The following is a 26,135-nucleotide window of genomic DNA, read 5'->3' on the forward strand; positions in this document are numbered from 1 at the left end:
ACTTCCAAACTCCGCAGCCATCTTCAAGGAAAGCCGCTTTGTCATCAGCAGAGCCGCAAATCATAGCACCCTTACTCATGCCATGCGGGCCTTATCCTACAAAAATTTTCAAGCTCATTTTTGCGTCTTTATGAGTAACTGCCACTTAACAGATGAGCCTGCGCGGGCCGCCCTTGACGTACGCCCTAGCGTCTCTCCGCCAACTGCGAAAACGAAGGCAAAGTAGAAGCACACGCCCTGGTTTTCTGACGAATGCATGAAATCGTGTGGTTCTCCTATAGCGAGATAATCACCTCCTATATGGCACTCATAACTCTTCTGGACGCCCAACTCGCTTTTGGGCATGTCGCTCTGCTGGATCACGCAGATTTTTCTCTTGAAACCAACCAACGCATTGGCCTGATCGGCCGCAACGGCACAGGGAAGTCTTCTCTTTTGAAGATACTTGCGGGACTTGAAAAACCCGACGATGGCACCCTTCAGTTGCAGCAGAACCTGCGCATTGCCTATGTTCCGCAGGAACCCAGCCTGGATCCGCATGCGACAGTCTTCGTCGCTGCCAGTGCAGGATTGGCCCGCACCCGGCATGTGGTGGAACTGTATCTTGCGGCTGACGAACATACCGATCTGGACGCGCTGCAATCTGAAATTGAGGCGCTCGATGGCTGGACTTGGGAACAACGCGTCGAAGAAACCCTGCACCGATTGCATCTGGACAAGGATGCCATTGTGGGATCGCTCTCTGGCGGCACCAAGAAGCGCGTTGCGCTCGCCCAGGCCCTAGTGGCCAAGCCTGATGTGTTGTTGCTCGATGAGCCAACCAACCACCTGGACCTGGATTCGATCGCCTGGCTGGAGGATCTGCTGGTCAATTTCAATGGCAGCATCATCACCATCACCCATGACCGGGCCTTTCTGGACCAGGTGGCGAATGTCATCGTTGAGCTGGACCGCGGCAAGCTGCGCAGCTACCCTGGCAATTTTGCCCAGTACCTGATCCAGAAGGAAGACCAGATGGCACAGGAAGCCGTGATCTTTGCCAAGGCGGACAAGCTGCTGGCGCAAGAAGAAGTCTGGATTCGCAAAGGGGTCGAGGCACGCCGCACGCGCAGTACCGCCCGCATCGTACGGCTTGACGCGCTGCGGGAAAATCGCTCAGCCCGGCGCGATGCGGTCGGCCGCGTCAATCTGGATGTTTCCAGCGGCGATAAAAGCGGCAAGATCGTGGCCGAGCTTACCGACGTGTCGAAAAGCTTTGGCCATCCGGGCTCTGAGAAGATCATCGTCAACAAATTCAGCGGCACGCTGCTGCGCGGCGACAAGATCGGACTGCTCGGCCCGAACGGCGCGGGCAAGACCACGCTGCTCAAGCTCATTCTTGGGGAACTGCAGCCTGATGTGACCATTCCGCCCGGCAAGATCCGTCAGGGCGCAAATCTGCAGGTGGCTTACTTTGACCAGATGCGTGACGCATTGGACCTGGACTCGACACTGGAAGACTTCATCAGCCCGGGCAGCGAGTGGGTCGAGATCAATGGGCAGAAGAAACACGTCAAGAGCTACCTGAGCGACTTTTTATTCAGCCCCGAGCGCGCCCGCTCCCCGGTGCGCAGTTTGAGCGGTGGCGAGCGCAACCGTTTGCTGCTGGCGCGTCTGTTTGCGCGGCCTGCCAATGTGCTGGTGCTTGACGAGCCCACCAACGACCTGGACATCGACACGCTGGAACTGCTGGAAGACCTGCTGCAAAACTACGAAGGCACGGTGTTTCTGGTCAGCCATGACCGCCGCTTCCTGGACAACGTGGTGACCAGCACCATTGCCTACGAAGGCACGCCCGAAAACCCTGGCTTCTGGCGTGAGTATGAAGGCGGCGTGACCGACTGGATCACGCAGTCGAAACGGGCGGCGCAAATCACTGGCGGCAATAAAACGGCGGCTACCGCCTCCAGCTCCAAAAACAAGGACAAAAACAATGCGGAGCCCAATAAAGACGAGCGTGAGCAGCTATCAAAAAAGAAACTGAGTTACAAGGAGCAGCGTGAACTCGACGGCTTGCCGGCACTGATCCAGCAACTCGAATCGCAGCAAAAGGCGATCGGGCAGGAGCTTTACGACGGCACGCTGTACACCAGCAATGCCAAGCGGGCGGCCGAACTCACGGCGCGCAACAGCAAGATCGAGGAAGAACTCATGGATGCGCTGCAACGCTGGGAAACGCTGTCAACCTGAGCCTTTTCAATATGGCGGCCCGCATAGCATGCTGCGCTCCAGCGCAAGCGGGCAGCCATACCGCAATAGCTGACCCTGACCTCAAGCTTGCCACCTACAAAAAGTAGCGGCTCCAGCGCGTCCTTGTGAGTATGTAAAAAGCGCGGCCTTGCGCTAAAGTGGCCAGCATCATGCAAACCACTGTCGCGCTCGGCCCCAGCCCTTTTTCCGTCTTTCAGGCCAGTCGGCATGGTGGTGTCCAACACTGGCTGGCCCTTGCATTTTTCAGTGTCTGGATGACCGGATGCGCCTCGCTGCCAAGCCAGGTGGACCGCCCGGTGTCAACGGCGCTGGCAAATCCGATGGAAACCCGGCTGGGCCAGCTGGTGCAGGCGCGCGCCGCACGGGCGGGCACGCGCAATGACTCCGGATTCGCACTTGTCGGCAATGCCGAACTGGCCTTCACCAGCCGGATGACACTGATCAAGGCGGCGCAAAAAACGCTGGACATCCAGTACTACGCCATCTTTGCCGACGACACCACCGAACGCATGTTCGAGGCCCTGCGCGAAGCAGCCGGACGCGGCGTTCGTATTCGTATCCTGCTTGATGACTTCAACACCACGGGCAAAAATGCGCAGGTGCTGAAGCTGGCATTTGAAAAAAATTTCGAGCTGCGCCTGTTTAACCCGCTGCCCGGTGGACGCGCATCGATGATGCTGCGGATTTTGAGCAACCTCAAGGATGTGGCGCGCATGCAGCGACGCATGCACAACAAGATTTTTGTCGCCGACAACGCCGTCGCCATCACCGGCGGGCGCAACCTGGGTGAAACCTATTTTGGCCAGAGCGAAGGCACCAATTTCATCGACATCGATGTGCTGGCGGCGGGCCGTATTGCACGCGACCTGTCACGAAGTTTTGACCAGTACTGGAACAATCCACTGGCCTATCCGGTGCAGTCGCTGATGACCGAGGAAGAAATCAAGGCGCTCAAACCCCAACCCGTGGCAGCCGATCGGGGTGCGCCTTACAGCGCCATGCAGCCAGTGGCAAACGCGGCCGGAGCACCGCCCGTCAAGGCCGTAGCCGCTGATGCCCCAAACGCCCTGCCCGATTCAACCGACCTGAGTTTGTTGACTTGGACCTGGGCGCCGTCCGTTTTACTGGTGGACAAGCCCTCAAAAATTGCCAGGGATGCCGACGACGTGGCAGGGACACAGGAAACGGCTGTCGATGGCCTGCTGCAGCTCATGTCACAGGCCAAGGCCGATCTGCTGATTGTCTCGCCATACTTCGTTCCGGGCGACATGATGATGGGTCAGTTTGCCGAGTTGCGCCGACGTGGCGTCAGGGTGCGCGTGCTGACCAATTCGCTGGCCTCCAACGACGCGCCCGCAGCCCATGTGGGCTATGCGCGCTACCGTAAAGCATTGCTGGCGATGGGCGTCGAACTTTATGAAATGCACGCCGAACAAGAAGGGACGGTCAGGAATTTCGGCTCCGGCATTGGCTCCACAGGGGGTTCAAAAAGCGGTTCGCGCGCCAGCTTGCATGCCAAGGTGTTCGTGATGGATGGCCGTTTGCTGGTAGTGGGGTCGATGAACCTGGACCTGCGCTCGAAACTGCAAAACAGCGAAGTTGCCGTCATCATCCGCAACCGCGCACTGTCACAGGAAGCCACGCAAATGATTGAGCCTGCCATGGCCAACGGCGCTTACCATGTCGAGCTTGTAAACGAGAAACTGGTATGGCGTGCGCCGCAAGGTTCAGGTCTCGACGATTCGACGAATGAGCCTGATGCCAGTCTGACCCTGAAACTGCTGCTCAAACTGTTCGGGCCGTTGGCACCGGACGAGATGCTTTGATGACTCGCGCGGGATGCGGCATTTCTGGATGGAAAGTGTCCAGGCATTGAAACACTTGGGCTATGAACACTGCCTGAAGCTCGCATCAATCGCCAGCCTTGCAAGTTAAAGCGCAGGTCCCCAATGACTTGCGATCACCCGACCTAATCCAAATCAATATGCTACATATTTAATAGCATAGAATCCTTTTGTATATTGCGCAAAAGGCTATCAAAGACAGAAATTTTACCTCCTGTCTAATTATTTGAGACGCACCCGAAAACGCAGTTCAAAAAAAGGATTTGCCCCGCCGCTGGCAGCGGCAAGCGTGCCTTTGGGGTTGAGTCGAATACATTTGACGGCCAAATCGTATTGGGCGGCAGGAACCGGCGCATAGCCGAACGTGCTGCAGTCGCTGTTTGAAAAAGTCGCGTCATCGGCTTTCCAAGTCAGCCCGCTACCGGGCGTTCCCTGAACGAAGGCAATCGGCCCGGAGCCGGTAACCCCCAGATCGCCCACAAACAATTCGGTGTTGGCAGGCATGGGGTCGATGATGACAATACTGTCAACGCCCGCACTGACCAGGCCGGTATTGGTGACGCGCAGCGTGTACAACACTTCGGCGCCGGGAATGTTTTTTGGATTGGTGGCAAGGTTGAACGGGTCGCTGATGACCGACACGGTTTTCACAAATACCAGGCTGGGCGGGCTGACGATGGTCAAGATGTCTGTAACGAGAGCGCTGTTGGTGCCGCCATTGGCAGAAACAAGCGCGCCTACAGGGATGACGTTGGTGTAGGTACCGAGTTCCGAAGCGGTGACTTTGATGCTGAAGGTACAACTGCCGTTGGCAGCCAGGCTCCCGTTGTTGAGGCGAATGCCTTTGTCTGCGGCAGCAAGCGTATTCCCACCGGAGTCCAGCAGCACTCCTGGGCTGCAGCTATTGGTGATGGTTAGCGGAGCCGCCACTGTCATCGCTCCGGGAAGGGTGGGAAACACGTCATTCAGTCCGATTCCAGTGATTGGCACACTGTTGGGGCTGGTCAAGGTCACGCTGAGCGTGGAAGTGCTGCCGGGCGTAACCGTATCCGGGTTGAAATTTTTGACAATAACGACAGCGCATTCGGCGCCGGACCTGACACCCGGAATCGCCGTGCTGCTGAGCGAGGCTCTTGAACCGCTCTCTCCGGCTGTTGCGCCAAAGTTGGAGCCGCCTGCGGTCGTGCCAGGCGCACCACCGGCGAAATTGACCGATGTGGACATTACCGATGAAGATGCAACATAACCGCCACTGCCGCCACCGCCGGGCCCGTGTTCGGGTGCCGTAGAGCCGCCTGCGTTGGTGCCACCATTGCCGCCATTTGCCTGAACACTGAGCAACCCGGAACTGACGGCCTTTACGTACACGAGCACTGAGCCACCCGCGCCGCCGCCGCCAGAGCCGTCGTTTAATGCACTGTTGTTGGCATTGGCGCCATTGGCGCTGATCGTGCCGCTGCCGTTAATGAGGCTCGCGCGAATCATCACCATGCCGCCGCCCGCTGCACCACTGGAAGCAAAACCCGCTCCGCGGTCGCCGGTGCCGTTGTTGTTGGTTCCCGAGCCTCCGCCGCCGCCCAGAAACATACGTCCCGGGTTTAAAAAAGGGGAGTAATCAAAGCCTCCAAAGCCGCCGGTGGGAGAGGCGCTGCGCCAACCATTGCCGCCCTTGCCGCCGCCACCTGCATTCGAGCCACCACCGCCTCCTGTGTTCTCTTTGTTGTCTACAGGATTTCCGTCAGTGCCGCCGCCTCCTGCATTGCCAGGCGCGCCCCGCGCGTGGCTGCCATTGGGGTAGCCTTCACTACCGGTGTTCAAAAGCACGCCCAGGTTATTGACATAGCGAGGTGTTCCGGCAATACCTTCGCCTTTGGAGCCATTGTTGTTATTGGCAGCGTTGGTGCGGTAATCGGTATTGGCGCCGGGCCCCCCCGTCAACTCCCGGGCGGCGCCGCCGCGAAATCCAAGGCCATTGACGCTTACCGTCGCGCCGCCAAGCGTCAGCTGCCCTGCCACATCGAACACCAGAACGCCGCCCGTGCTGCCATTCCAGGCAATTGCGGTCAGCCCTGAACTCAGGGTCGCGGTGGTGTACTGCGGGACACGCACGATCTGAAAACGGCGCTGTCCCTGCGTATTGCTGGCATCCGCATTGGTATAGCTGTTGAGCAAGCCAGCGCCACTGCCGCCCACAACAGTCACTGCTCCACCGCCGATGGCTGCGGCGCTGGTGGCGCGCACATACTCATACAGCCCGGCACTGTTCAATGCAGTCGAGCCGGAGGCCGGGTTAAGACCGTTGCCGCCGCCATAAGTGTTGTCATTGCTGCGATCGATCGCAGCATCCTGCATCTGAATCACCATCAGCAAGTCCCCAATGGCTATGGCCGCGCCTGAACCAGACGAGGCGCCCAAAACAATGCTGGCGGCACCAGCACTGGCACTGGCTGTTCCTGGCCAATAGCGATTGATCACGCCGTTGAGCGTGCCGCCGGGACCGTCTTTCCCAGGCGTGGCGCAATTGAGCGCTGCCGCCGAAAAAGACAGCATGGCCACCATCAAGCCGGTCAACAACCGCAGCCATGCTCTTGCTCCCTTAGTCATCTGCCAGGCCTGCAGTTGTTTCTCTGTTATGCATCTCAAGCACTGCCAGCAACTGCATTGCGCTGCAGCCGCTGACGCCAGCATGGATTATTTTCATAGTGGAAGTGACGGGTCGCATGGAATCAACAGTAAAGCCTAGCGGGCCAATTGACCCTCGTTCCGGTCAGTGAGGATGAAGGAATCCTGGTCAAACTTGACGCGCAGGTTCAGGTAAATGCCACGGGCGCGGTATTCGGCGCCAGCAAAATCGGCATCGAGAAAACCGCGCTGGTTGTAGCCCACGCTCAGCCAGGCATTGTCAGCCAGCTTGAAGCCCAGCGAAACGCCCAGTTGGTAGTTGCGTGTGCCCGCCTGCCAGGAGTGCAGCATGCCGCCATGCAGCCCAATGTCCCAGCGCTTGCCCAGATCTTGCCGCGCCTCAATGCCGATCAGGTCGGTGAATCCCTTGTAGGCGGTGCTGTCGATGCTGTCATGCACATACTTGAGGCCGTATTGCAGGGCAATCTGCGTTTGGCGCTTCGGCATCCAGTTGACATTCAGATTATTGATGAGCTTTCGGGTCAGCAAACGTCCCGCCAGATCCTGGCTGGACTCGTGGATGTATTGCAGCCGGTCAAGCCAGATCCACTCACTGTTCAGGGGCCGGTGGGCATAACTCAAACGGGTGTCCGCCCGGGTGGTGTCCACGGTGCCTTTGACCCGGTTATAGATCAGGCCGACGGCCATGGTGCGGCTCTCGTCAAGGTTGCGCTGCGCACCCAGCAGCAGGTTGACTTTGGTGTCCGTGTCGCTCCCGCGCCATTCGAGCCGGGCATTGCTGCTCCAGTCGCTTGCTTTGTAGGCGCCGCCGATAAACAGGGCGGTGTAGTCACCCGTCACCAGGCTGTTCGTGACGCCAGGCGTGGTGTTTGACGAGGCGCTGGAAAACCCGCTGGCGCCAAGCGTGCCGGACGCCAGCGGCTGCGCCGTGTTGAATGGGTTGAGCGCTGAGCCGCGCAGCGTCTGCGACCGGTCAACGCCAAAATCGGCAGCCCATTGCTCACTGATTTGCAGCTTTTGCACCAGCCCGAGGTTGGCATATACGCGGCCACCGTCGAGTCCGGTCTGGTTGCCCAGTGACGAGGCCACTTCAGCGCCGGTCCAAGGCTGGGTGCGCAGGCCGACGCGCGTGGTGTCGGCCTTGAGTTCACCGCTGCGCGCCAGTTCATGCTGGGCAAACACAGTCGTTTGCAGGTTCAGCTTGTAATCGAAGCCCAGGATCAGCCGGTTAGGGAAGCTGACGCTCCCGCCATCGACATGGCTGCCCAAGTCCTGCTCGTTGCTGGCGCGCAGGAGCAGCTGCTTGTCCAGCAATTCATAGCCTAAACCGGTGATGAGCTGGCGCACGCTGGCGTATTTGCCATTGCCGTCGGTTTCACTGGCTGCGCGCACGCCGGCGCTGGCGGTAAGTCCTTCATTTTTCCATTGGCCACGGGTCTCCAGCACCTCGCGCTGGGCGGTGGTGACCAGGTTAGTCTGGCGGTAGGTTTCGGCCTGGAGCTGCACCGACTCAGACAGCTGGAGCCGTGCGTCGGCGCCCATCTTGCGCGTTCCGGCTTCGGAGCCGGCCTGCTGGCCCAGGCCGAAACCAGCGTCTTGCTGGCGTGCGTAGGCGCGTGCAGCGGTGTTGCCCTCGACATGGCTCAGCTCGACCAGATAGGCACTGCCGTTTTCCTTGCCAAGCACCGAAGTGCGCTGGCTGGTGGCAATTTCGGTACGCAGCTTGGAGGTGTCGCCGAAACGAACCGTGCTGTCTGCGGCCGTGAGCCTAGCCTCCCGGCCCACATTGCCTTCATGGAGGCGGCTGAATCCCACCTCGCTTTTCTGGCCCAGGTTGTCGCCGACTTTCATGGCAACGCGGCCGCCGTATGTCAGCTTGGCGTCGGCTTGGCCGCCGGACTCATATTCAGCCACGATGAACACCGGGTTGAAATCAGCATCACGCGAGGCAATCGGCTCGCGGAAAAACACGGTGCCCAGCGCATAGTCAATCTGGTAGTCGAGGTAGCGGGTGAACGTTCGGGTGCTGATGATGATTTCGGGGCGGAAACGGTCGCGCACCTCGATGCGCAACTTGTCCGAATTGACTACGATATCGCGGCTGGCCAGGCGATACAGGCCAGACGTGCCATCGCCCTGGATTTCGTCTTTGCGAAAGCTTTGCGCGGTCATGCTGGCAAAGGCGTTATAGCCTGTGCGCTCGCTCTTGAATTCTGATTTAAAGCCATTCAGCGTACGGCTGTAGCGGCCCAGTTCGGACACCGTCAGGCCGGTGTCGAAGTCGCCGAACATTGCATAAAACTGCGTTTTTTCAATCTTCAGGTAGAGCTTGCGCGCGCTGGCGGCGTCAAACTGCGGCTGGGTCGCATCGGCATACAGCGTGTAGAACCGGTTCGGATCAACCGCCTGATTCAAGGCCTGGCTGAACGGCTGATTCAGTGCCATGCTGCCGGCGGCATTCTTTTCCTTGGCGCTGTCGTAGGCCAGGGTCATCAGGTATTCGCCCTTGATCTGGCCCTTGGCATAAAAGGCCACGCGGTTCTGGTCGAACAACTGCTCGCTGGCACCGGCCGCCTGCAGGCCGTCCATGTTGCCGCTCAGCTTCTTGAAACCCGTCGTTCCCTCGGCAAAGCCGACCAGCACCCATTCACGCAGGTCGGGCGTGAGCCAGGTCCTGATTTCTTGCTTGCGGTTGTTGCCGAAGTCGAAGTCGAGCACCACCTCGCCGGCCTGCGTGCTGGGTTGCAGCGCAATCAGCGCGATGCCGTCATCGCCAATTTCATAGCGCGCCTTGGCGCCGAGGTTGCCAGTCAGGGGCTCACGCTGAATCGCGTCAGCCTGGTCTTGCGACAGATAGGGCGCTGCGAGCTGGAACAAACCGCCCGTGCCGCGACGTACCGGCTGGCCGTCCTTGTCAAGCATGCGTACGGCAATGACCGGGGGTGTGCGGCCATCGGCGATCAGTTGCGAGCGCTTGAGGTCAAACACTGCAGAGGCCGGACCTAAAGCGTAGTGAATGGAACGGCTTTCGTGCAGAACGACTTGGCCTTGTGGGTCGCGCACAGTCAACTCCATCAGGTTGGCGCCATCGCGCAGGTCCACGGCGCTCCAACTGGACAGCACCAATGTGCCGGCCGGGTTCGTCACGTTACCTTCGTAACGCAGGGGATTGACCAGCGCGCCGTTGACCTTTAACTCCAACTGATGCTGAGGCTCGTGTTTGACTGCCACTTTGATGACCGGCAGTGCCGGGGCGAAGCCACTCTGCGGATGCAGCCACTCGGTTCCGGGCTTGGCAGTGGCAAACCAGTGGTCGTCATAAGGCAACTTCTCGACCAGTTGCAGTCCAGAAACAACACCACTCGCTTTGGACATCAAGACAGCCGCTTTGGGCGCTGGGCGCATGGCAAGAAGCGCAGGCAAAACCATCGACGCGCACTGGGCAGCCTCTGTCTCTGGCGCTTTGAGGTGCAAGGGCAGCAGACCTTGCGCTGGCTGGTCGATAGGCTGGACCTGCACCAGCAAATCCAGATTCCCCAAAGGCACAGAGTCCAGCTCGAAAGTCAGCAGCCGTTGCCAATTCCCGGTCTGCGCGCCCAGCCGCGCCACCAAGAATCCATCCGGCAGTTCGGCGTGCGCAAAAGGTTTGGCGTCGAGCATGACACTGCCTTGCACCACCTTGGCGCCAGGTGGCAGCAGCACTGTCGCGCTGACCGCCAGGTTGCCGACGGGAGCTGCAAGCCGCAGACGCACCATCTTGCCTTGCACGTGCAATTGCTCGTTCAGGCAACTGGCTATCCGCTTGAGCCGGAAATCAGCACGCCACAGGGTGCCGCCGCGCAGATTGACGAACTGCGAGAATTTGCGGCCGCCGGTGCGGCTGTTGTCCTCGCAGGCTTGCAGCGCAAACCCCTGGGGCAGGCTGGTTTCGTCAAGTTGCACGACGTGGGTGCCGGAACGAATGTTGTCGGCATGCCAGCGGCCTTCCTGGTCGGTCACGATATAGGTGCCATCCTGCAACATGACGCGCACGCCTTTCAGGCCCAAAGGCGCACTGGCGGCATCGCCTTTTTCTTCGCCTGGCGCGTCCTGTTTGTTGTCGCATGACTCAACTTGCGTCACGCGGCCCACCAGGATGGCGCGGCTGCGGTTGAGGTCTTCGCTCACCAGCACACTGGCGCGGGCGATGTTGGAGCTGGCGCCGCCGATGGCCTGCGCGGTGTTTTCTGCCTGGCCGGCCCGGGCGCCTGAGCTGACGGCCGCCACATAGCGCAGGCTCAGGCTGCCATTGCCGGGCAGTGTGCCGAGGCGAAACTCCAGGCCGCGTCCGTCGGCGCTGATCACGGGGTCTGCCAGGACGGCTTTGTCCAGCCGGGCCGAACCGGCCTGATAGCGAAACCCCAGGGGAAGCCGGTCGGAAATGCGCAATGCGGCCACCGGATGTTTGTCGCTATTGCTGACGGTGACGGTGTAGGGCACGAATTCGCCAATGGCAACGACGGCCTTGCCGGCACTTTTGGAAATCTGCACACCCGCCAGGGAAACCGGGTCGAGCGGCACGTCGATTTCGATCGGCGCGCCGGGAAGCACCTGGAAGGTTTCGCCGCGCGACCCGGCAGCGATGAAAAAAGGCGCACCGGGCAGTGCCTGCAGGACCGGGCTGGCCACCAGTGAGGCAAAGACGTAGCTGGCCGGTGGCGTGATCGCCAGGCGGTAGTTGCCAGGTGCAATGCGCGGAAACTGGTAGCGCCCTGGGGCGGCAGCGTACACGGTGCCGCCACTGTCGGTTACGCTGGTGCCGGTGATGACGGTGGACGGATAGACACTGGTTCCGTCGTTGCCCAGCACCGCTGCAGGCTGGCCGGTTGCCAGGCTGATCAGCGTGACCTGAGCGCCACTGACCGGCAGGCCGGTAGAAGCGTCAAACACCAGACCAAGCGGGTCTACAAGGGCTGCTGCGGTAATGGCGACGTTGTTGGTCGACCGGTCCACGTAGGTGGCCTGCAATTTGTAATTACCACCAATGTTGAGCACGCAGTTGCCGGACTGTGCTGTGCTCGACGAAGTTGGAATGGCCCCGATGAACACACCGGTGGACGGGCCGGTTTCGGTCAGCCGAAGCGATTCGGTGTCAACACCGTTGCTGGACACGGTGACCACCACGGTTTCTGCCACCAGTGGGTCCAGATTGTGGTCATAGTCGATCACGCGCACGAACACCAGGTCGCCGCTGGCATACAGGCTGGCCGGTGCCAACAACAGCGGTCCGGGCACCGTCAGCGCCGGACCGTCCGGCGGCTTGGGCGCTGGCAAGGGTTTGAATCCGGCGCCCGCGTTGCACTGCGTCACTGGCACATTCTGGGTAATTGCACCGCCGACCGGCAGGCCCGCCGCGCTGGACACATATTGCATGAACGTGATGGTTGCGGGGGTGCTGGACAGGGTCTTCACGGTCACCGAGCCGCTTACCGTGACCTGCGCTCCAGAAATGCCGTAGCTGGCGCTGGCCGTGTTGGTGATCGGCGTGTTGGGCGGCGTGGCACCCAGGGTAATGCTGGTGGCCAAACTGGCAAGAGCGGCCAAACAGCGGGTCAGAATTCGGCACGCCAGTGAAGTACGCGCGCTGGAAATCAAGGCAGAACCGGCCTTTGCATGAACACCAGACGTACCCATGCAAAGGCCCGCCGAAGCGGACCCAGGCGAGAAAATGGCAACTGCTGCAGCGCGGCGAACCGCGCTGCAGGGCTGCAACACCCCGTCCAAAAGCATCCAGGAAGGCGCGAAGGTCAGTTGATCTGTACGTTGAAAATCAGCGAGATGGATTCGCCCGTTTTCAACTCACCAGCGGCATAGCCGATATCGACAGGCAGCACCGTTCCCAAAGTGGCGGTGATCACGTTCGCGGCAAGGTCCACGCCGTCGGCGGAACTTGTCGAGGTGAAATTCTTGGGAAAGCCCGTACGTGTACCGCCCGTCTTGGTGATTTGAAAGCCTGATCCCGCTGCCGATGTAGGGGTGCCGGTTGTCGAAGAACAGGTGATTGCGGGTGCGGCGGTGCCCGTGCCCTGGACCAGATTGGGGTCGAAGGTGACCGAAGAAACCAACGTGTCGGTGATGGTGTTCAAAGTAGCCGAAGACGCACCCGAATTGGTAATGGTGATGGTGTAGCGAACCAGTGTGCCTGGAATATTCTTTTGATTTGCGCTGCCGTTGAGCGGATCGCACAGCGGCGTCGCTGTCTTGGCAACGGTCAGAGCGGCTGTCACAACCCTGTACGCATTACGCGCAGTGGCCTTGGCATCGCGCGCCGGGCTGGCGCCGACAAATTCCAATTCGGTGGTTGCCGCATCGGCAAACACAATGTCCACGCCGACCGTATTGGCGCCGGTGGTTTGCACCACTGTCGTGGCCGTGCCTGTTGTCGTGGTCGTGGCGGTCAGGCTCACATTGGCTTGTTGGCCATTGGTCACAGTGGCCGGTATGTCTGCGACGATATAAACCGTTCTGGTCGTGTCTGGCGCCAGTGTCAATATTGCCGTCGCCGTGTCTTCCAACGGCTGATAGCCGGGTGTTGTGCCGCTTTCAACAAAAACGCGGATATTGCTCACATCAATGTTGTCAGCGCTTCCGGCAATGTTGGCACCGCTCGTGTTGGCGCCTGCGAGGGTATAGCCTTGCGCCGTGTTGCCCAGATTGGTGAGGGCAAACGCGGTCACCTGGTTAGTGGCACCGGGCACGACGCTGGCAACCAGACTGCCCGACTCGATCAGGCTGAGGTTGACCTTGTTGTCCACCGTGAACGAGGTGGGGGTGCCTGCGCCCACGGTATTGCCGCCTGCCGATGAACCAATGGGGGGCTGGGCTGTCGAGCCAACCGTGTAATTGAGCGTGGCCAGATTGCCAATGTCGGTGCCGGATACCGTGCCTGCCGCATGGGCTGCGCCACCGCACAAAATGCCTGCCATGGCAAGGGCCAAGGCTGTTCCGGATTTAGCCCAGGGGTTGCTGAAAAGTGAGTTCATGTGTTTTCTTTATAAAAATAAAAGCTTGAAAATAAGAATGGGATGCGGTGTGTTGGTAGGAGTCAGCCCTCTCCTGGGAATGGTTTGCGTGGTGAGGATCGCCCACAGCCACGCGGCAATCTTGGAGTGGGGAAAACAGCCTTCATGGAGGCGTAACGGGTGTTGGTGATGAAGCTGGTGATGGCGCTTCTGGCTGGAACAAAGCAGGCGCATGCCAGCTCATGCAGCTCGTGTTTATCCGCATCAGTTCACCACCACACGAAAACCGGCTTCGCCCTGTTTGCCTGGCGCAAGATCGCCGCGCAGGCGCCAGCGGGCATGGGTGAGTTCTGCCAAGACAGCTGTCCGCTCCTTGCCGTCGGCTCCCTTCACCCTGACCTTGTCAGCAGTCGCCCAGGTTTTGCCGCCGTCAGCCGAATAGCTGATGTCCATGTTTTCACCATAAGCACTATTGGCCACCAGCGTGGTGTTGGCCGGAATCGGGTTGTTGATGCTGATGTTGCCCGCCGGCTTGCTGCTGACGTTAGTGAAGGAAGATGTATAAAACACCACCGTGCCGGGAATGGCTTTTTGCACCGGGCCACGCTTTTTCTCGACCTTGCCGTCAGCGTCCTTGACTTCGGTTTCGATCTCGGCGGTGTTCTTGAATTCGATGCTGCCCGCTGCCGGGCGTGCCTGTGCGCAGGCCAGTGGTGCGGCAGCGGCAAACAAGCCTAGAAAGAGCAGGTTAATCAGGGTTTTGTGCATGGTGAAGCTCCAGGAGTGAGGAAATCAGTTGATGGTGACTTTGAATTCGATGACGTGAGTGGCGGGCACCGGGGTGTTGCCGAACAGCACACTGACCGTGCCAGCTGCAAAACCGGCCTTGTTGGTGCTGCCGGTGTCGGCGGTGTCGCCGCGCACGATGCCATCGACGGTCATGCTGCCGGGCAGGTAGGTGATGCTGGCCGGCAGGGGGTCGGCAAAGGAAAAGTTCTCGGCAATGCCGGAGCCTGTCAAAGTCAGCACGATGCGGTAAGTCAGCACCGAACCGGGCATGACCAGGCTGCCACCGAGCCTTTCATGCACGGCCGTCACGGTTTTGATGAGATTGAGGGATATGCCCGAGACAATGTAGCTGCCAAGGGCGCTTGCCTGCCCCCGGCTACCGCCAACCACCGTTTGCACACCGCCCTGGCCCAACCCTGTCAGTCTGGTGCCAGGCAAGGCGCCTGGGGCGCCGGGCGTGGCGGAACTCGCGGAAAGACTGACCTTGCCCAACGCGCCAACAGGAAGTGAAGTCCCTATGCTGCTGTAAACATAAACATTACGGCTGGCACTGGCTGCCAGCACCGGCTCGTTCATGCCCGGCTGGTACAAGATGTCGGCATTGGGCCCGGTGGCCTGCAAACCCGCCTGGGCTCCGCTTTCAAGATAGATCGCACCAGCGGCTGCATTTGCAGGGTCAAACTGGTCACCCGCCAGCTGATTGTTGCGTGCCAGCTGAAAGGTTTCCGTGCCATTGCCGGTGTTGGTGAGCAAAAAGTTCAGCGCCTTGCCGGGATCAGGCGAATTGACCGGCACGGAACTGGCATCCTGCCATGTCAGCGTCAGATCGATAACCTTGGCCACCATTACCACCGCCGCGACTGCCATCAACGTTTGGGCCAGGCCGCCTGACGAGGAATAGGTCAGCGTGGCGGAGTTGGTGATCAGAGTGCCTGCCGGAGCACTGGCGGCGAGGCTCGCAGACGCAAAAACAAAGCACACGGCCACCATCAAGCCAGTCCGTCCCGGCCAACCCCTCAGAAGCCGCTTGAAAAAAGAGCCCCCCTGCACCATCCCTGCGGCCAACCGCAACGAAATGCGGCGAAAAGATTTCATGGTGTTCAATCCAGCGACTCTTTGTGAGAAGCTGAAGAAAAACGGCTGTTGGCACCACACAGAAGAGGACTCACGGACTTTGATACATATTTGAAAGAACGTAACTTTATGTTTTAAACGTATTAAAAGTTTATTCAGCCCTTCTAAAAACTCAAAAAAACAACACTTTCTGCGAAAAATATCTAAGCGTTTTGCTGATCAATCGCCTCGCAAAGCCATTTTTTTGTTTGAAGCCGTCAAAAATTTGAATTGCGTTTAATTGGATATATTTTGTAACAAAATATATCCAATTTCCACGGCTCTGGTGGTGTGGGTCGCTGAATGCAATGGCTGCAATAACGCTGAGGGCCACGGCACCCAGCACCAGCGATTGGGAATGCACCTGTTCAGAAAGGGGCTGTGCACATGACTGGAAACCAGCACCAACCTTTGCATGCACAAACAGGTTGCGTTTTCGGTTCAGGCGGGCAATGCACGGCTGGCACTCCGGCGTGGTGGAAACAGGGAAAAAGGCTTGGCGGCTGGCGCCAGCCCGTCCCCGTTCAGCGCATGCTGTCCCGCAATCGCGCAAACACTTTCCAGAACGCCGCGTCCTGCGTGGTTGCGAAGTTGATCCGCATCAGGGTGCCGGGCTTGCGCACGGCATGGAACAGCGCGCCGGGGGCAATCAGGTAATCCTCGTCGAGCATGCGTTGCGCCAGCAGGTCCGTGTCCACCCCCGTTTCAACCCATCCGAACAGGCCTGCGGGCTCTGCGGCAAAGCTGCAACCATGGGCCAGCGCCAGCTTGACGCTGCGCCCGCGCGCCTGGTCGAGCCGGCTGCGAATGCGTTCGGCGTGGCGGCGCAGCTGGCCCTGGTCGATGCACCAGGCCAGGGCTTTTTCCAGCAGCGCGGGCGTCGTCAGGGTGGCGAGCAGCTTGGTGTTGAGCAGGCGCTCGACCAGCTCGGGCGGCGCGGCCATGAAGCCCACGCGCCAGCCGGGCGCCAGTATCTTGGAAAAGCCGCTGACATAAATCGTGCGCTGCAGGCCGTCGAGCGCGCACAGCCGCGTGGCATGGTCAGGCGCCAGGTGGCTGTAAGTGTCATCCTCGGCGATGTGGAAGTCGTGCTGGCTGGCCAACTGCAGCAACCGGTGGGCACTGCCCGGCGACAGGCAATGGCCGGTCGGGTTGTGGAACACGCTGACGCTGACAAACAGCTTGGGGGCATGCAGTTGGCAATACTGCGCCATCACGGCCAGGTCGGGACCGTCGGCCCGGCGCGGCACCGGCAAAATCCGCATGCCCAGGGCATCGAGCCGGGCAAACTCCACCGCCCAGCCGGGCTCCTCGACCATCACGCAGTCGCCGGCGCGCAGCAACGTGCGGCTGATGATGTCCAGCGCATGCGTAGCGCCGACGGTGGTGATGATCTGTCCAGGCTCGGCCGGAATGCTGAGCGCGCCCAGCCGCTGCGACAGCGAGCGGCGCAGGCCGCTGTCGCCCATCGGCTCGCCGTAGTGAAGCGACAGGTCGCGCAGCGCGCTGGCGCTGGTGACCTTTCGGACCGCTGCCGGCAAAAAACTGGCGTCTAGCCATTCCGCCGGAAACACGCCCATGCCGGGTTGCGGCTTGTTGCTGACAGAATGGAACATGCCGCGAATCAGGGCTGCGGCATCCACCGGCGCATGCAATGAATTTGCTATGTTTTTAATAGCTATTTGTGCAATACCAGATTGCGCAAATGGCATATTTGATGTTGAATCCCGAACAAAAAATCCACGGTTCTTGTGCGCGACGACCAGCCCCTGCGCCTGCAGCTGGTCATAGGCCGCCACCACGGTAGACACGCTCACGCCTTGCTGCCCGGCGCACAGCCGCACTGACGGCAGGCGCGCACCCGGCGCCAGCAAGCGGTTACGGATGCGTTCGGCAAAGCGCGCGCAAAGCTGCTCGGCAAGGGACTGGGAGGCGATTTTCATCAACATGGCAAGGTGCTCCTGGCAGGCGCCCTGCCGTGTACTGTTAAAACCAGCAATACAGTTTTTTTATTTGTCGCTTGATCTGTAGCGCCAGTGTGCTGCTTCAAACTATAAAGTCATCCCCATGAACTGGCAAGAATTTACCGCGCTGCTCGTCCTGGCCACGGCCATGAGTTTCACGCCCGGCCCCAACACCACGCTGTCCACCGCGCTTGCGGCCAACCATGGCTTGCGTCGCGCCATGCCTTTTGTGTGCGCCGTGCCGGTCGGCTGGGGCGTGCTGCTGGGAATTTGCGCGCTGGGGCTGGGGGCACTGGTGCTGGCGGTGCCGCTGCTGGGCTGGGCCATCAAGCTCGCCGGCGTGGCCTACCTGCTGTGGCTGGCGTCAAAAATAGCGCGCTCGCGCCAGTTGAGCCCGGCCGATGCGGCACGGCTCAACGTGACCTTCTGGCAGGGCACGGCGCTGCAGTTTGTCAACATCAAGGCCTGGATGCTGGCGCTGGCGATTGTCAGCGGCTGGGTGGCCGGGCGCGCCGACCCCGGCCAGCGCATGGCCGTGGTGGTGCCGGTGATGCTGGCCTTTGCCTTTGCCAGCAACCTGACCTATGCGCTGGCAGGCTCGCTGCTGCGCGAGTGGCTGGCCGGCCCCGAGGGGTCAGGACGCCGGCTGGTGGTGTTCAACCGCGCCATGGCCGCCGTGCTGGTGGTCACCGCAATCTGGATGCTCTTTTTATGAAGCCGCCGCAGGATGACGCGCAGATCAACAAAGGGCTGTGGCTTGGCTTGCTGGGCATCGTGATTTTTTCAGTCACGCTGCCCATGACCAAACTGGCAGTGGGGTCGATCAATGCGCCACAGCTGTCACCCTGGTTCACCACCTTTGGCCGGGCGGCCGTGGCTGGCGTGCTGTCGCTGTTTTATCTGGGCTTTGGCTTTTGGCGCGGCCACCGGCAAAAGCCCCAGGGCCGGCAATGGCGACTGCTGGGCTTCACGGCGGTCTGCGTGGTGGTCGGGTTTCCGCTGTTTTTGTCGATGGCGCTGCAACACGTTCCCAGCACGCACGGCGCGGTGGTCACCGGACTGCTGCCGCTGGCCACGGCAGGCATCGCGGCACTGTGGTTCCGGCAACGGCCAAGCCTGGCCTTCTGGGCCTGCGCCGTGACCGGAACGCTGCTGGTGCTGCTGTTCATGGCGCTGCATTCGGGCGATGGCAGCGGCCACGTTGCGATTCAGCTGGCCGATGTGTTCTTGCTGCTGGCCATGCTGAGCGCGGCGCTGGGCTACATCGGCGGCGCGCGGCTGACGCCTTCGCTGGGCGCCGAGCGGGTGATTTGCTGGGTGCTGGTGATCTCGCTGCCGGTTTCGCTGCCACTGGCATTCATCCACGCGCCAGCCGCCAGCCAGACGATTGGCTGGGCGAGCTGGGCTGCTTTTGCCTATTTGGCGGTTTTTTCGATGTGGATCGGTTTTTTTGCCTGGTACCGCGGCCTGGCGCTGGGCGGCGTGGTGCGGGTCAGCCAGGTGCAGCTGGTGCAGCCCTTTTTATCGATGCTGTTTGCCGTGCCGCTGCTGGGCGAACAGCTGGATGCGGCAACGCTGGGCTTTGGCCTGGGCGTGATGACGACGGTGTTCATCGGCAAGAAAATGCCGGTGAACGGGGCGCCACCCAAACCGCTGGCCACCAAAGGCTGATCCGGACTGCCGCCGCTTATCTGTCTCACAATCAGGCCATCAACAGGAGATCGAGATGAATTGGACCCAGGCGCGACGCGCCGAAAAAATGAACCCTTCGGTGATCCGCGAGATCCTGAAGGTCACTGAAAAGCCTGGAATCATCAGTTTTGCCGGCGGCCTGCCCTCCCCCAAGACCTTTCCGGTCAGCGAATTCAGTGCCGCCTGCGAAAAGGTGCTGCGCGAAGACGGCCATGCGGCGCTGCAGTACGCGGCCAGCGAAGGCTATGCGCCGCTGCGCGAGATGGTGGCCGCAATGCTGCCATGGAACGTCGATCCGGCGCTGGTCCTGATCACCACCGGCTCGCAGCAGGGGCTTGACTTGATCGCCAAGGTGCTGATTGACGAAGGCAGCCGCGTGCTGGTCGAAACGCCGACCTACCTGGGCGCGCTGCAGGCCTTCGCGCCAATGGAGCCCGAGATCGTCAGCATTGCCAGCGACTCCGGCGGCGTGGACATGGGCGATCTGATGACCAAGGCCAAAGGCGCACGCTTTTTCTATGTGCTGCCCAATTTCCAGAATCCGACCGGCCGCACCATGCCCGAATCACGCCGCGCCGCGCTGAGCGCCGAGGCCGCACGCCTGGGCCTGCCGCTGGTTGAAGACAACCCCTACGGCGACCTGTGGTTTGACACGCCGCCGCCGCTGCCGTTGACTGCGCGCAACCCGGAAGGCTGCATCTACCTGGGATCGTTTTCCAAGGTGCTGGCGCCAGGACTTCGGCTGGGTTTCATGGTCGCACCCGCCTCCATCTTCCCCAAGCTGCTGCAGGCCAAGCAGGCGGCCGACCTGCACAGCCCCGGCTTCAACCAGCGCCTGGTGGCCGAGGTCATGAAGGACGGCTTCCTTGACCGCCACGTTCCCACCATCCGCGCGCTGTACAAATCGCAGCGCGACGCCATGCTGGCGGCCATGGCACGCGAGATGCCCGAAGGCGTCGAGTGGAACACGCCAGCCGGCGGCATGTTCCTGTGGGTGCGCCTGCCTGAAGGCATGAATGCGGTTGAACTGCTGCCCAGGGCGGTCGAGCGCAACGTGGCTTTTGTGCCCGGCCGGGCGTTTTATGCCGGCCAGGCTGATGTCCGCTCATTGCGCCTGTCATTCGTGACGTCCAGCGTGGCGCAGATCGCCATCGGCATTGCTGCGCTGGCTGCTGCCATTCGGGACATGCGCGCTGACTCCAATGCTCAAGCGACCCGCAGCAGCGCGATGCTTGAAGCCCTGCCCCTGGCTTGAAATCCCGAATACTGGCCGTGCACACGGCAGGAAAGAAACCATGACGCCTCGTCCATTCCGGCAAGTTGACGTTTTTACAGCTGTGCCTTACCTGGGAAATCCGCTGGCGGTCGTGCTGGATGGCAGCGGGCTTGATGACGCCGCGATGCAGCGCTTTGCCTGCTGGACGCATTTGTCAGAAACCACGTTTTTGCTGCCGCCGACCGTGGCATCGGCCGATTACCGGGTGCGTATTTTCACGCCCGGTGGCGAGTTGCCCTTTGCCGGCCATCCGACGCTGGGCAGCTGCCACGCCTGGCTTGAAGCCGGCGGACAGCCGAAAGACAGCGGCATGGTCGTGCAGCAATGCCCGCTCGGCCTGGTCAACATCCGGCGCGAAACAGGGACCCGGCGGCTGGCCTTTGCAGCACCTAGGCTGCAGCGCACCGCGCCCGACGCCTTATTGCTGGCGCAGACGCTCCAGGCACTCGGGCTTGAACCCCGACAGGTCATTGCGGCGCAACTGCTGGACAACGGACCGGTGTGGCTGGGCCTGCTGCTCGACAGCGTGGAGTCCGTGCTGCAGTTGGCGCCCAGCCACCTGGCGCTTGAAGAACTCGGGGTGAATGTCGGTGTTGCAGGCATTTATCCGCCTGAGGAAATGCCTTTGCTGATTGGCCGGGCCAACCGGGAAGCGCGTGCGTTCGATCTTCAGGCCAGGGAAAAATCCGGCATTTCGGCCGCACCTGATTTGGAAGTGCGCGCTTTCGCCTCCGCCATGGGCATTGCCGAAGATCCGGTGACCGGCAGCCTGAATGCCAGCCTGGCGCAATGGCTGATCGCCGAAGGCCGCATGCCCGGGCGTTATCTGGCGTCTCAAGGGGTTTGCCTGGGCCATGCCGGCCAGGTTCATGTCGAGCGCGATGCGCAGGGCCAGGTCTGGGTCGGCGGTGAATCGGTGACCTGCATCGAAGGCCAGGCCATGCTGGGCACCGGCCTGCGCTGACAACGCCCCTGCCAAGCCAGCGATCGTCTCGGGTGGCCAGAATGGGCGCCGGGATGTCGCTTGCCCCTGTTCGCTTCAAGGTGACGGCGCCATGGCCGGGCTGTCAGCCTAGAATCCCGAGAAGCCACACGCACCCCATTTAACCTTTGCCACCATCACGGGCAGGACCTTTCAACAAGACCTTTTCCGGTCAACAATGGATTCCCAGGATGACCCCGCAACCCTTGACCAGTCCCCTTCTTCGCGAAAATCCACCGGCCACTGAGTTGTCACTGCTTGAGGATGGCGCCCGGTATGCCTTGCTGCAACGCCTGACACCGGTACTCCAGCACCAGCTCATGGGCAACTTCCAGTCAATGGACATGATTGCCGTGATGATGGACCGGCGCCTTGAGTCAGCCAGTCCCGACCTGGAGAGCATGCGCCAGGACTGCGCACTGTTGGGCAGCGTGTCGGAGTCAGCCATCAAGTCCGTCATCGACCTGCTGACCTGGGTGCGTCCAAAACCGGCCGTTACCCAGCGTTTTGATGCCGGTGTAGAGGAATGCGCCACGCTGCTGCGCAACGAGTTCAAGCTCAAGGGATTTGTCATTGCCAACGAGGTGTTGCAAGTTGCTGCAGAATTTTCCAGCCAGTCGATTCGCAGCGTCGTCAGCGCAGCACTTGTCTGCCTGAGCGATCAGTCAACGGCGCCAGGCACGCTGACGCTGCGCGCCCAAGTGCTTTCCAACCGCATCGATCTGTCGATTGACCTGCGCATCCATGAATCGCAATCACCAGGAATTCCGCATGCAAATGGTTGCCGGCTGATCAACTGGCGGCACCTGGAACTGCTGGCATCGGCCGAATCCGTAGGGATTGTGCGCAACGACAGTGGTGTACAACTGGCGTTCAAACTGCCTTCCATAAACCCGGAATTGGCCGCCGATCTGCCTGACGCTTGCTGAGCCAGTTCTGCTGGCAAACCGTTTGGCTGACTTTTTGACACAACAATTGAGCAGTATCTTAAATTTCAAAATTGATAAATTTGATTATTTAAATCAGTAGTAGTAATCTGGCAGAAACGCTGACATTTGAAATTTTGCAAATTAACAACACAAGATGTGTCTTTCATAAGAAGTTGTTTTTAAATGCCTGTTTGCACAGGCAAAAAATGTGCTTTTCCAAAAACCATGTCGGCCTTCGCATAAGGGAAATTCATGGCTTTACGCGTGTTTCTGGTTGAAGACAGCGCTGCCCAGTGCGCCTATCTGACGCAAATCCTGACGATGGAAGCGAAGGCCGTGATTGTCGGCGTGGCAGCCACCGAGCAGCAGGCAGTTGACTGGCTTGACCGCCATCCCAACCAGTGGGACGTTGCCCTGATTGATCTTTTTCTGAGAGAAGGAACCGGGGTCGGGGTGATCGGACATTGCCATAACCGGCGTACCGAGCAAAACATTCTCGTGATGACCAACCATGCGCAAGACGACCATCTGCTGCATCACTGCAAACGGCTTGGCGTCGATGCGGTCTTCCACAAGGCTACCCAACTCGACAGCCTGGTCGCGTTCTGCAAGTCGCTGTCTGCCAGACTGCCCCGGTGCACCGCCTGACATCGCCTGACATCGCCGTCCCCCGGGAGACAACGGCAACACGAGCACCTGGTGAAAATTCCTGTCATGGGAACACTTTATTTGGTACGCCATGGCCAGGCTTCATTTGGCGCTGACGATTACGACGTGCTTAGCCCGATGGGCCATCAACAAAGCCGGCGCCTGGGCGAGTATTTCAAATACAAAGGCGTGGAGTTTGAGGCCGCTTTAAGTGGCACACTGAACCGCCAACGCCAGACCTTTGCAGGCATCTGTGAAGGCATGGGTCTGGTGTTTGAAAGCAGCCACGCATCAACAGTGGGAGCGCACAGCGCAGCAGCGCCGGCGATAGCGTCCCCGCCACTGGCGCATCTCTTATGGCCCGGTCTGAATGAATTCGACAGTGCCGCCGTGATTGCCACGATTCACCCCTATCCGCTCGCAAAGCCTGACACACCGGAGCTGTACAAGCATCACTTTCGCTTGTTGAAAGACGGCTTGGCGCAATGGATGGCCGGCGTGGTCAGCCCCCGGGGCATGCCCAGTTACCCCGAGTTTGTCGCCGGCATTACCAAGGCTCTGGATCATGTTCGCGCCCACCACCAGGGCAATGTGCTGCTGGTTTCCAGCGGCGGACCCATTGCCACGGCCGTCGGCCATGTGCTGGGAACCAGCCCGGAAACGACGATCGAGCTGAACCTGGGCATCCGCAACTGCTCGGTGACGGAGTTTGCCTTTAGTGCCAAGCGCCACCGGCTGGTCACCTTCAACACGCTTGCGCATTTCGATGCGCCAGAACATGCCAGTTGGGTGACTTTCGCCTGATTGACCGGACACTGCGCCGGGGCTACCAAACGGGCAGAAAAATACTATCAATTAGATAGCTGCCTGTGCAGTTCCCACAAGCGCAAACGGCTTATTTTATCTAAAACCAGTCACGCGGGCACATGCTTGCGCTTCAAGTTCACTTGGCGGCTGTGCCGCTGACGCGCCAGACCGCATTGCCGACATCATCGGCTACCAGCAGCGCACCGCGTTTGTCCATTGCCACGCCCACCGGCCTGCCGTAGGCATCGCCTTCAGGACTCAAAAAACCGGTCAGCACATCTACCGGCAGGCCAGACGGCTTGCCGCTGGAGAAGGGCACGAACACCACCTTGTAGCCGCTCAGCGGCTTGCGGTTCCACGACCCATGCTCGCCAACAAACACGCCGCTGGCCAGCGATGCCGGCAAGGCGCTGCCTTCGGAAAACGCCATGCCCAGCGGCGCAACGTGCGAGCCCAGCGCATAGTCGGGCGCAATGGCCTTGGCCACCATGTCGGGCCGGGGCGGCTCGACGCGCACATCGACGTTCTGGCCGTAATAGCTGTAAGGCCAGCCATAAAATGCACCGTCTTTCACCGAGGTGAGGTAGTCCGGCACCAGGTCGCTGCCGATTTCATCGCGCTCGTTCACCACCGTCCAGAGTGCGCCGCCCTCGGGCGCCCAGCCCATGCCGTTCGGGTTGCGCAGGCCAGAGGCAAATATCCGGTGGTTGCCGGTTTTCGGATCCACTTCCCAGATGGCGGCGCGGCCTTCTTCGACCGCCATGCCGCGTTCCCCGACATTGCTGTTCGACCCGACCGTGACGTACAGCTTGCTGCCGTCCGGGCTGGCAATGACGTTTTTCGTCCAGTGGTGGTTGATGGGGCCGCCCGGCAAATCGACAACCTTCACCGGCGCTTCGCTGATGCTGGTCTGGCCCGCCTGGTACGGGACTTTCACCACCGCATCGGCATTGGCGATGTACAGGTCGCTGCCTACCAGCGCCATGCCGAAGGGTGAGTTCAGGTTCTGCATGAAAACCGTTCGGGTTTCGGCCTTGCCATCACCGTCAATGTCGCGCAGCAGCGTGATGCGGTTGGCCGACGGCACGCCGGCGCCGGCCTTGGCCATCACTTTCCCCATCACCCAGCCCCTGATGCCCTTGCCGTCTTCAGGCTTGGGAGGCGCATTGCTTTCGGCGACCAGCACATCGCCATTGGGCAGCACATAAACCCAGCGCGGGTGGTCCAGCCCAACGGCCAGCGGCGTGACGCTCAGGCCGGCCATGGCCGTGGGCATGGTGCCAGCGGGCCAGCCGGTGGCGGGTGCAATGTTGACTGTCGGAATCAGGCTGCTTTTGGGCAAGGGCAGAACCGGCGAGGCCCCCATGCCGTCAGTAGGGTCCAGCGAAGCCATGTCTCCGCAGGCGGTCAGGCCACCCAGCAAGGCAAAGCCTGCAACGGCGGCGACGCAAGGCCTGAAGGCAAAGCCGCGAAAGGTGGTTGATGTCATAAAAAAAACTCCTGAAAAACGTTGTTCTGGTACTGCACGAATACAGCGCGAATTCCCGTTAAGTGTGTACGCAGATTGCGACAATTCAAGTCAGCAGCGCACACGCGACCCTGTCAGTCAACTGCCTGTCCGCATTTCAAATGCATCAGCCCGGCAGCAAAGGCAGGTCGGCTTTTTTCAGCGTGCGCAGCACGAAGCTTGACTGGCTGTGGCGTATGCCCTTGATCTTGTAGAGCCGCTCACGCAACAGGCGTTCGTAATCCTTGGTATCTTTCACGGCGATGCGCAGCAGGTAGTCGTATTCGCCGGACACCAGCCAGGCTTCGATCACTTCGGGAATGGCCGCCAGGGTTTCGCCAAACTTTTCCAGCGTGTTGTCGGAATGGCTGTCGAGCGTGACCTGCACCAGCACTGTTTCGCCCAGCCCCAGCGCCTGCGCGTTGAGCCGCACGGTGTAGCCCTCGATGACGCCGGCGTCCTCCATTTTCTTGATGCGGCCCCAGCATGGCGAGGAACTCAGCCCCACCGCCTGGCCGATGTCTTGCAGGCTGGTGCGCGAGTCGGCTTGCAAAACCTGAAGAATTTTTCGGTCTAAAGTATCCATACAGTCAATCTAGTAGACAGTCAACCTGATTCGTTAATTAAAGTCTAAATTTTTCTGCTGGGTTACTTTTGCCAGTTTTGTGGGCGATATTCTCCGAAACCACT

At 60.3% G+C, this 26,135-nt stretch carries 18 protein-coding genes; 9 read left to right on the forward strand and 9 right to left on the reverse strand.

From position 1 onward, the window contains the following. Positions 1-300 precede the first annotated feature (300 nt). Both IWX87_RS18690 and IWX87_RS18695 read left to right on the forward strand, forming a co-directional pair. Entirely contained in the window at positions 301-2,229 is a 1,929-nt protein-coding gene (locus tag IWX87_RS18690) for an ATP-binding cassette domain-containing protein (protein WP_196865020.1), read from the forward strand. A gap of 170 nt (positions 2,230-2,399) precedes the next feature. Beyond that, entirely contained in the window at positions 2,400-4,076 is a 1,677-nt protein-coding gene (locus IWX87_RS18695; RefSeq protein WP_196865021.1) for a phospholipase D family protein, read from the forward strand. 240 nt (positions 4,077-4,316) lie between these two features. On the opposite strand, the gene IWX87_RS18700 is transcribed toward IWX87_RS18695, so the two are convergent. The 7 genes from IWX87_RS18700 to IWX87_RS18730 all read right to left on the reverse strand — a co-directional run bounded on the left by IWX87_RS18700 (position 4,317) and on the right by IWX87_RS18730 (position 17,589). Next, complete coding sequence (locus tag IWX87_RS18700) at positions 4,317-6,698, reverse strand: hypothetical protein (protein ID WP_196865022.1); 2,382 nt, start codon at positions 6,696-6,698, stop codon at positions 4,317-4,319. A gap of 135 nt (positions 6,699-6,833) precedes the next feature. Further along, positions 6,834-12,320 carry a DUF11 domain-containing protein gene (locus IWX87_RS18705; protein ID WP_196865023.1) on the reverse strand — a complete coding sequence of 1,829 codons (5,487 nt, stop codon included), beginning with the start codon at positions 12,318-12,320 and terminating at the stop codon, positions 6,834-6,836. A 203-nt stretch (positions 12,321-12,523) separates the two neighbouring features. Continuing rightward, positions 12,524-13,759 carry a hypothetical protein gene (locus IWX87_RS18710; protein WP_196865024.1) on the reverse strand — a complete coding sequence of 412 codons (1,236 nt, stop codon included), beginning with the start codon at positions 13,757-13,759 and terminating at the stop codon, positions 12,524-12,526. Positions 13,760-14,002: 243 nt separating this feature from the next. Next, positions 14,003-14,506: a hypothetical protein gene (locus tag IWX87_RS18715; RefSeq protein ID WP_196865025.1), complete on the reverse strand. Its 504-nt coding sequence runs from the start codon at positions 14,504-14,506 to the stop codon at positions 14,003-14,005. 24 nt (positions 14,507-14,530) lie between these two features. Then, the gene (locus IWX87_RS18720) at positions 14,531-15,622 is read right to left on the reverse strand and encodes a DUF11 domain-containing protein (RefSeq protein WP_196865026.1); all 1,092 of its coding nucleotides are present in this window, start codon (positions 15,620-15,622) and stop codon (positions 14,531-14,533) included. Positions 15,623-15,773: 151 nt separating this feature from the next. Then, positions 15,774-16,193, reverse strand: a complete 420-nt coding sequence (locus tag IWX87_RS18725) for a hypothetical protein (RefSeq protein WP_196865027.1) — start codon at positions 16,191-16,193, stop codon at positions 15,774-15,776. Beyond that, on the reverse strand, positions 16,165-17,589 hold the full coding sequence (locus IWX87_RS18730; RefSeq protein ID WP_196865028.1) for a PLP-dependent aminotransferase family protein: 1,425 nt from the start codon (positions 17,587-17,589) through the stop codon (positions 16,165-16,167). The genes IWX87_RS18725 and IWX87_RS18730 overlap by 29 nt, the downstream gene beginning before the upstream one ends. A gap of 118 nt (positions 17,590-17,707) precedes the next feature. Here IWX87_RS18730 and IWX87_RS18735 point away from each other — a divergent pair, with 118 nt between their 5' ends. From IWX87_RS18735 to IWX87_RS18765, 7 genes are all read left to right on the forward strand, one after another. Further along, entirely contained in the window at positions 17,708-18,319 is a 612-nt protein-coding gene (locus IWX87_RS18735) for a LysE family translocator (protein WP_196865029.1), read from the forward strand. After that, positions 18,316-19,275 carry a DMT family transporter gene (locus tag IWX87_RS18740; RefSeq protein ID WP_196865030.1) on the forward strand — a complete coding sequence of 320 codons (960 nt, stop codon included), beginning with the start codon at positions 18,316-18,318 and terminating at the stop codon, positions 19,273-19,275. The genes IWX87_RS18735 and IWX87_RS18740 overlap by 4 nt, the downstream gene beginning before the upstream one ends. Before the next feature lie 55 nt (positions 19,276-19,330). After that, on the forward strand, positions 19,331-20,551 hold the full coding sequence (locus IWX87_RS18745) for a PLP-dependent aminotransferase family protein (protein WP_196865031.1): 1,221 nt from the start codon (positions 19,331-19,333) through the stop codon (positions 20,549-20,551). 40 nt (positions 20,552-20,591) lie between these two features. After that, positions 20,592-21,536, forward strand: a complete 945-nt coding sequence (locus IWX87_RS18750; protein ID WP_196865032.1) for a PhzF family phenazine biosynthesis protein — start codon at positions 20,592-20,594, stop codon at positions 21,534-21,536. Between the two features lie 209 nt (positions 21,537-21,745). Next, the gene (locus tag IWX87_RS18755; protein WP_196865033.1) at positions 21,746-22,483 is read left to right on the forward strand and encodes a hypothetical protein; all 738 of its coding nucleotides are present in this window, start codon (positions 21,746-21,748) and stop codon (positions 22,481-22,483) included. 252 nt (positions 22,484-22,735) lie between these two features. After that, positions 22,736-23,131: a response regulator gene (locus IWX87_RS18760; RefSeq protein ID WP_196865034.1), complete on the forward strand. Its 396-nt coding sequence runs from the start codon at positions 22,736-22,738 to the stop codon at positions 23,129-23,131. Between the two features lie 66 nt (positions 23,132-23,197). Further along, a complete protein-coding gene (locus IWX87_RS18765; RefSeq protein WP_196865037.1) occupies positions 23,198-23,935 on the forward strand; it encodes a histidine phosphatase family protein in 738 nt (245 codons plus the stop codon). Positions 23,936-24,074: 139 nt separating this feature from the next. Here IWX87_RS18765 and IWX87_RS18770 read toward each other — a convergent pair whose 3' ends face one another. Beyond that, positions 24,075-25,427 (reverse strand): sorbosone dehydrogenase family protein, encoded by a 1,353-nt coding sequence (locus IWX87_RS18770; RefSeq protein ID WP_196865035.1) that lies wholly within the window; start codon positions 25,425-25,427, stop codon positions 24,075-24,077. Positions 25,428-25,572: 145 nt separating this feature from the next. Further along, entirely contained in the window at positions 25,573-26,031 is a 459-nt protein-coding gene (locus IWX87_RS18775) for an Lrp/AsnC family transcriptional regulator (RefSeq protein WP_196865036.1), read from the reverse strand. Between the last annotated feature and the right edge of the window lie 104 nt (positions 26,032-26,135).

Origin of the sequence: Polaromonas sp. CG_9.7 (assembly GCF_015752205.1) — a bacterium.
Taxonomy (GTDB): Bacteria; Pseudomonadota; Gammaproteobacteria; order Burkholderiales; family Burkholderiaceae_C; genus Polaromonas.

What these genes read in the sequence shown, in the direction of transcription:
- IWX87_RS18690 (WP_196865020.1), top strand. Translation starts at nt 301, where the DNA reads ATGGCACTCATAACTCTTCTGGACGCCCAACTCGCTTTTGGGCATGTC.
- IWX87_RS18695 (WP_196865021.1), top strand. Translation starts at nt 2,400, where the DNA reads ATGCAAACCACTGTCGCGCTCGGCCCCAGCCCTTTTTCCGTCTTTCAG.
- IWX87_RS18700 (WP_196865022.1), bottom strand. Translation starts at nt 6,698, where the DNA reads ATGACTAAGGGAGCAAGAGCATGGCTGCGGTTGTTGACCGGCTTGATG.
- IWX87_RS18710 (WP_196865024.1), bottom strand. Translation starts at nt 13,759, where the DNA reads ATGAACTCACTTTTCAGCAACCCCTGGGCTAAATCCGGAACAGCCTTG.
- IWX87_RS18715 (WP_196865025.1), bottom strand. Translation starts at nt 14,506, where the DNA reads ATGCACAAAACCCTGATTAACCTGCTCTTTCTAGGCTTGTTTGCCGCT.
- IWX87_RS18720 (WP_196865026.1), bottom strand. Translation starts at nt 15,622, where the DNA reads ATGAAATCTTTTCGCCGCATTTCGTTGCGGTTGGCCGCAGGGATGGTG.
- IWX87_RS18730 (WP_196865028.1), bottom strand. Translation starts at nt 17,589, where the DNA reads ATGTTGATGAAAATCGCCTCCCAGTCCCTTGCCGAGCAGCTTTGCGCG.
- IWX87_RS18735 (WP_196865029.1), top strand. Translation starts at nt 17,708, where the DNA reads ATGAACTGGCAAGAATTTACCGCGCTGCTCGTCCTGGCCACGGCCATG.
- IWX87_RS18740 (WP_196865030.1), top strand. Translation starts at nt 18,316, where the DNA reads ATGAAGCCGCCGCAGGATGACGCGCAGATCAACAAAGGGCTGTGGCTT.
- IWX87_RS18745 (WP_196865031.1), top strand. Translation starts at nt 19,331, where the DNA reads ATGAATTGGACCCAGGCGCGACGCGCCGAAAAAATGAACCCTTCGGTG.
- IWX87_RS18750 (WP_196865032.1), top strand. Translation starts at nt 20,592, where the DNA reads ATGACGCCTCGTCCATTCCGGCAAGTTGACGTTTTTACAGCTGTGCCT.
- IWX87_RS18755 (WP_196865033.1), top strand. Translation starts at nt 21,746, where the DNA reads ATGACCCCGCAACCCTTGACCAGTCCCCTTCTTCGCGAAAATCCACCG.
- IWX87_RS18760 (WP_196865034.1), top strand. Translation starts at nt 22,736, where the DNA reads ATGGCTTTACGCGTGTTTCTGGTTGAAGACAGCGCTGCCCAGTGCGCC.
- IWX87_RS18765 (WP_196865037.1), top strand. Translation starts at nt 23,198, where the DNA reads ATGGGAACACTTTATTTGGTACGCCATGGCCAGGCTTCATTTGGCGCT.
- IWX87_RS18770 (WP_196865035.1), bottom strand. Translation starts at nt 25,427, where the DNA reads ATGACATCAACCACCTTTCGCGGCTTTGCCTTCAGGCCTTGCGTCGCC.
- IWX87_RS18775 (WP_196865036.1), bottom strand. Translation starts at nt 26,031, where the DNA reads ATGGATACTTTAGACCGAAAAATTCTTCAGGTTTTGCAAGCCGACTCG.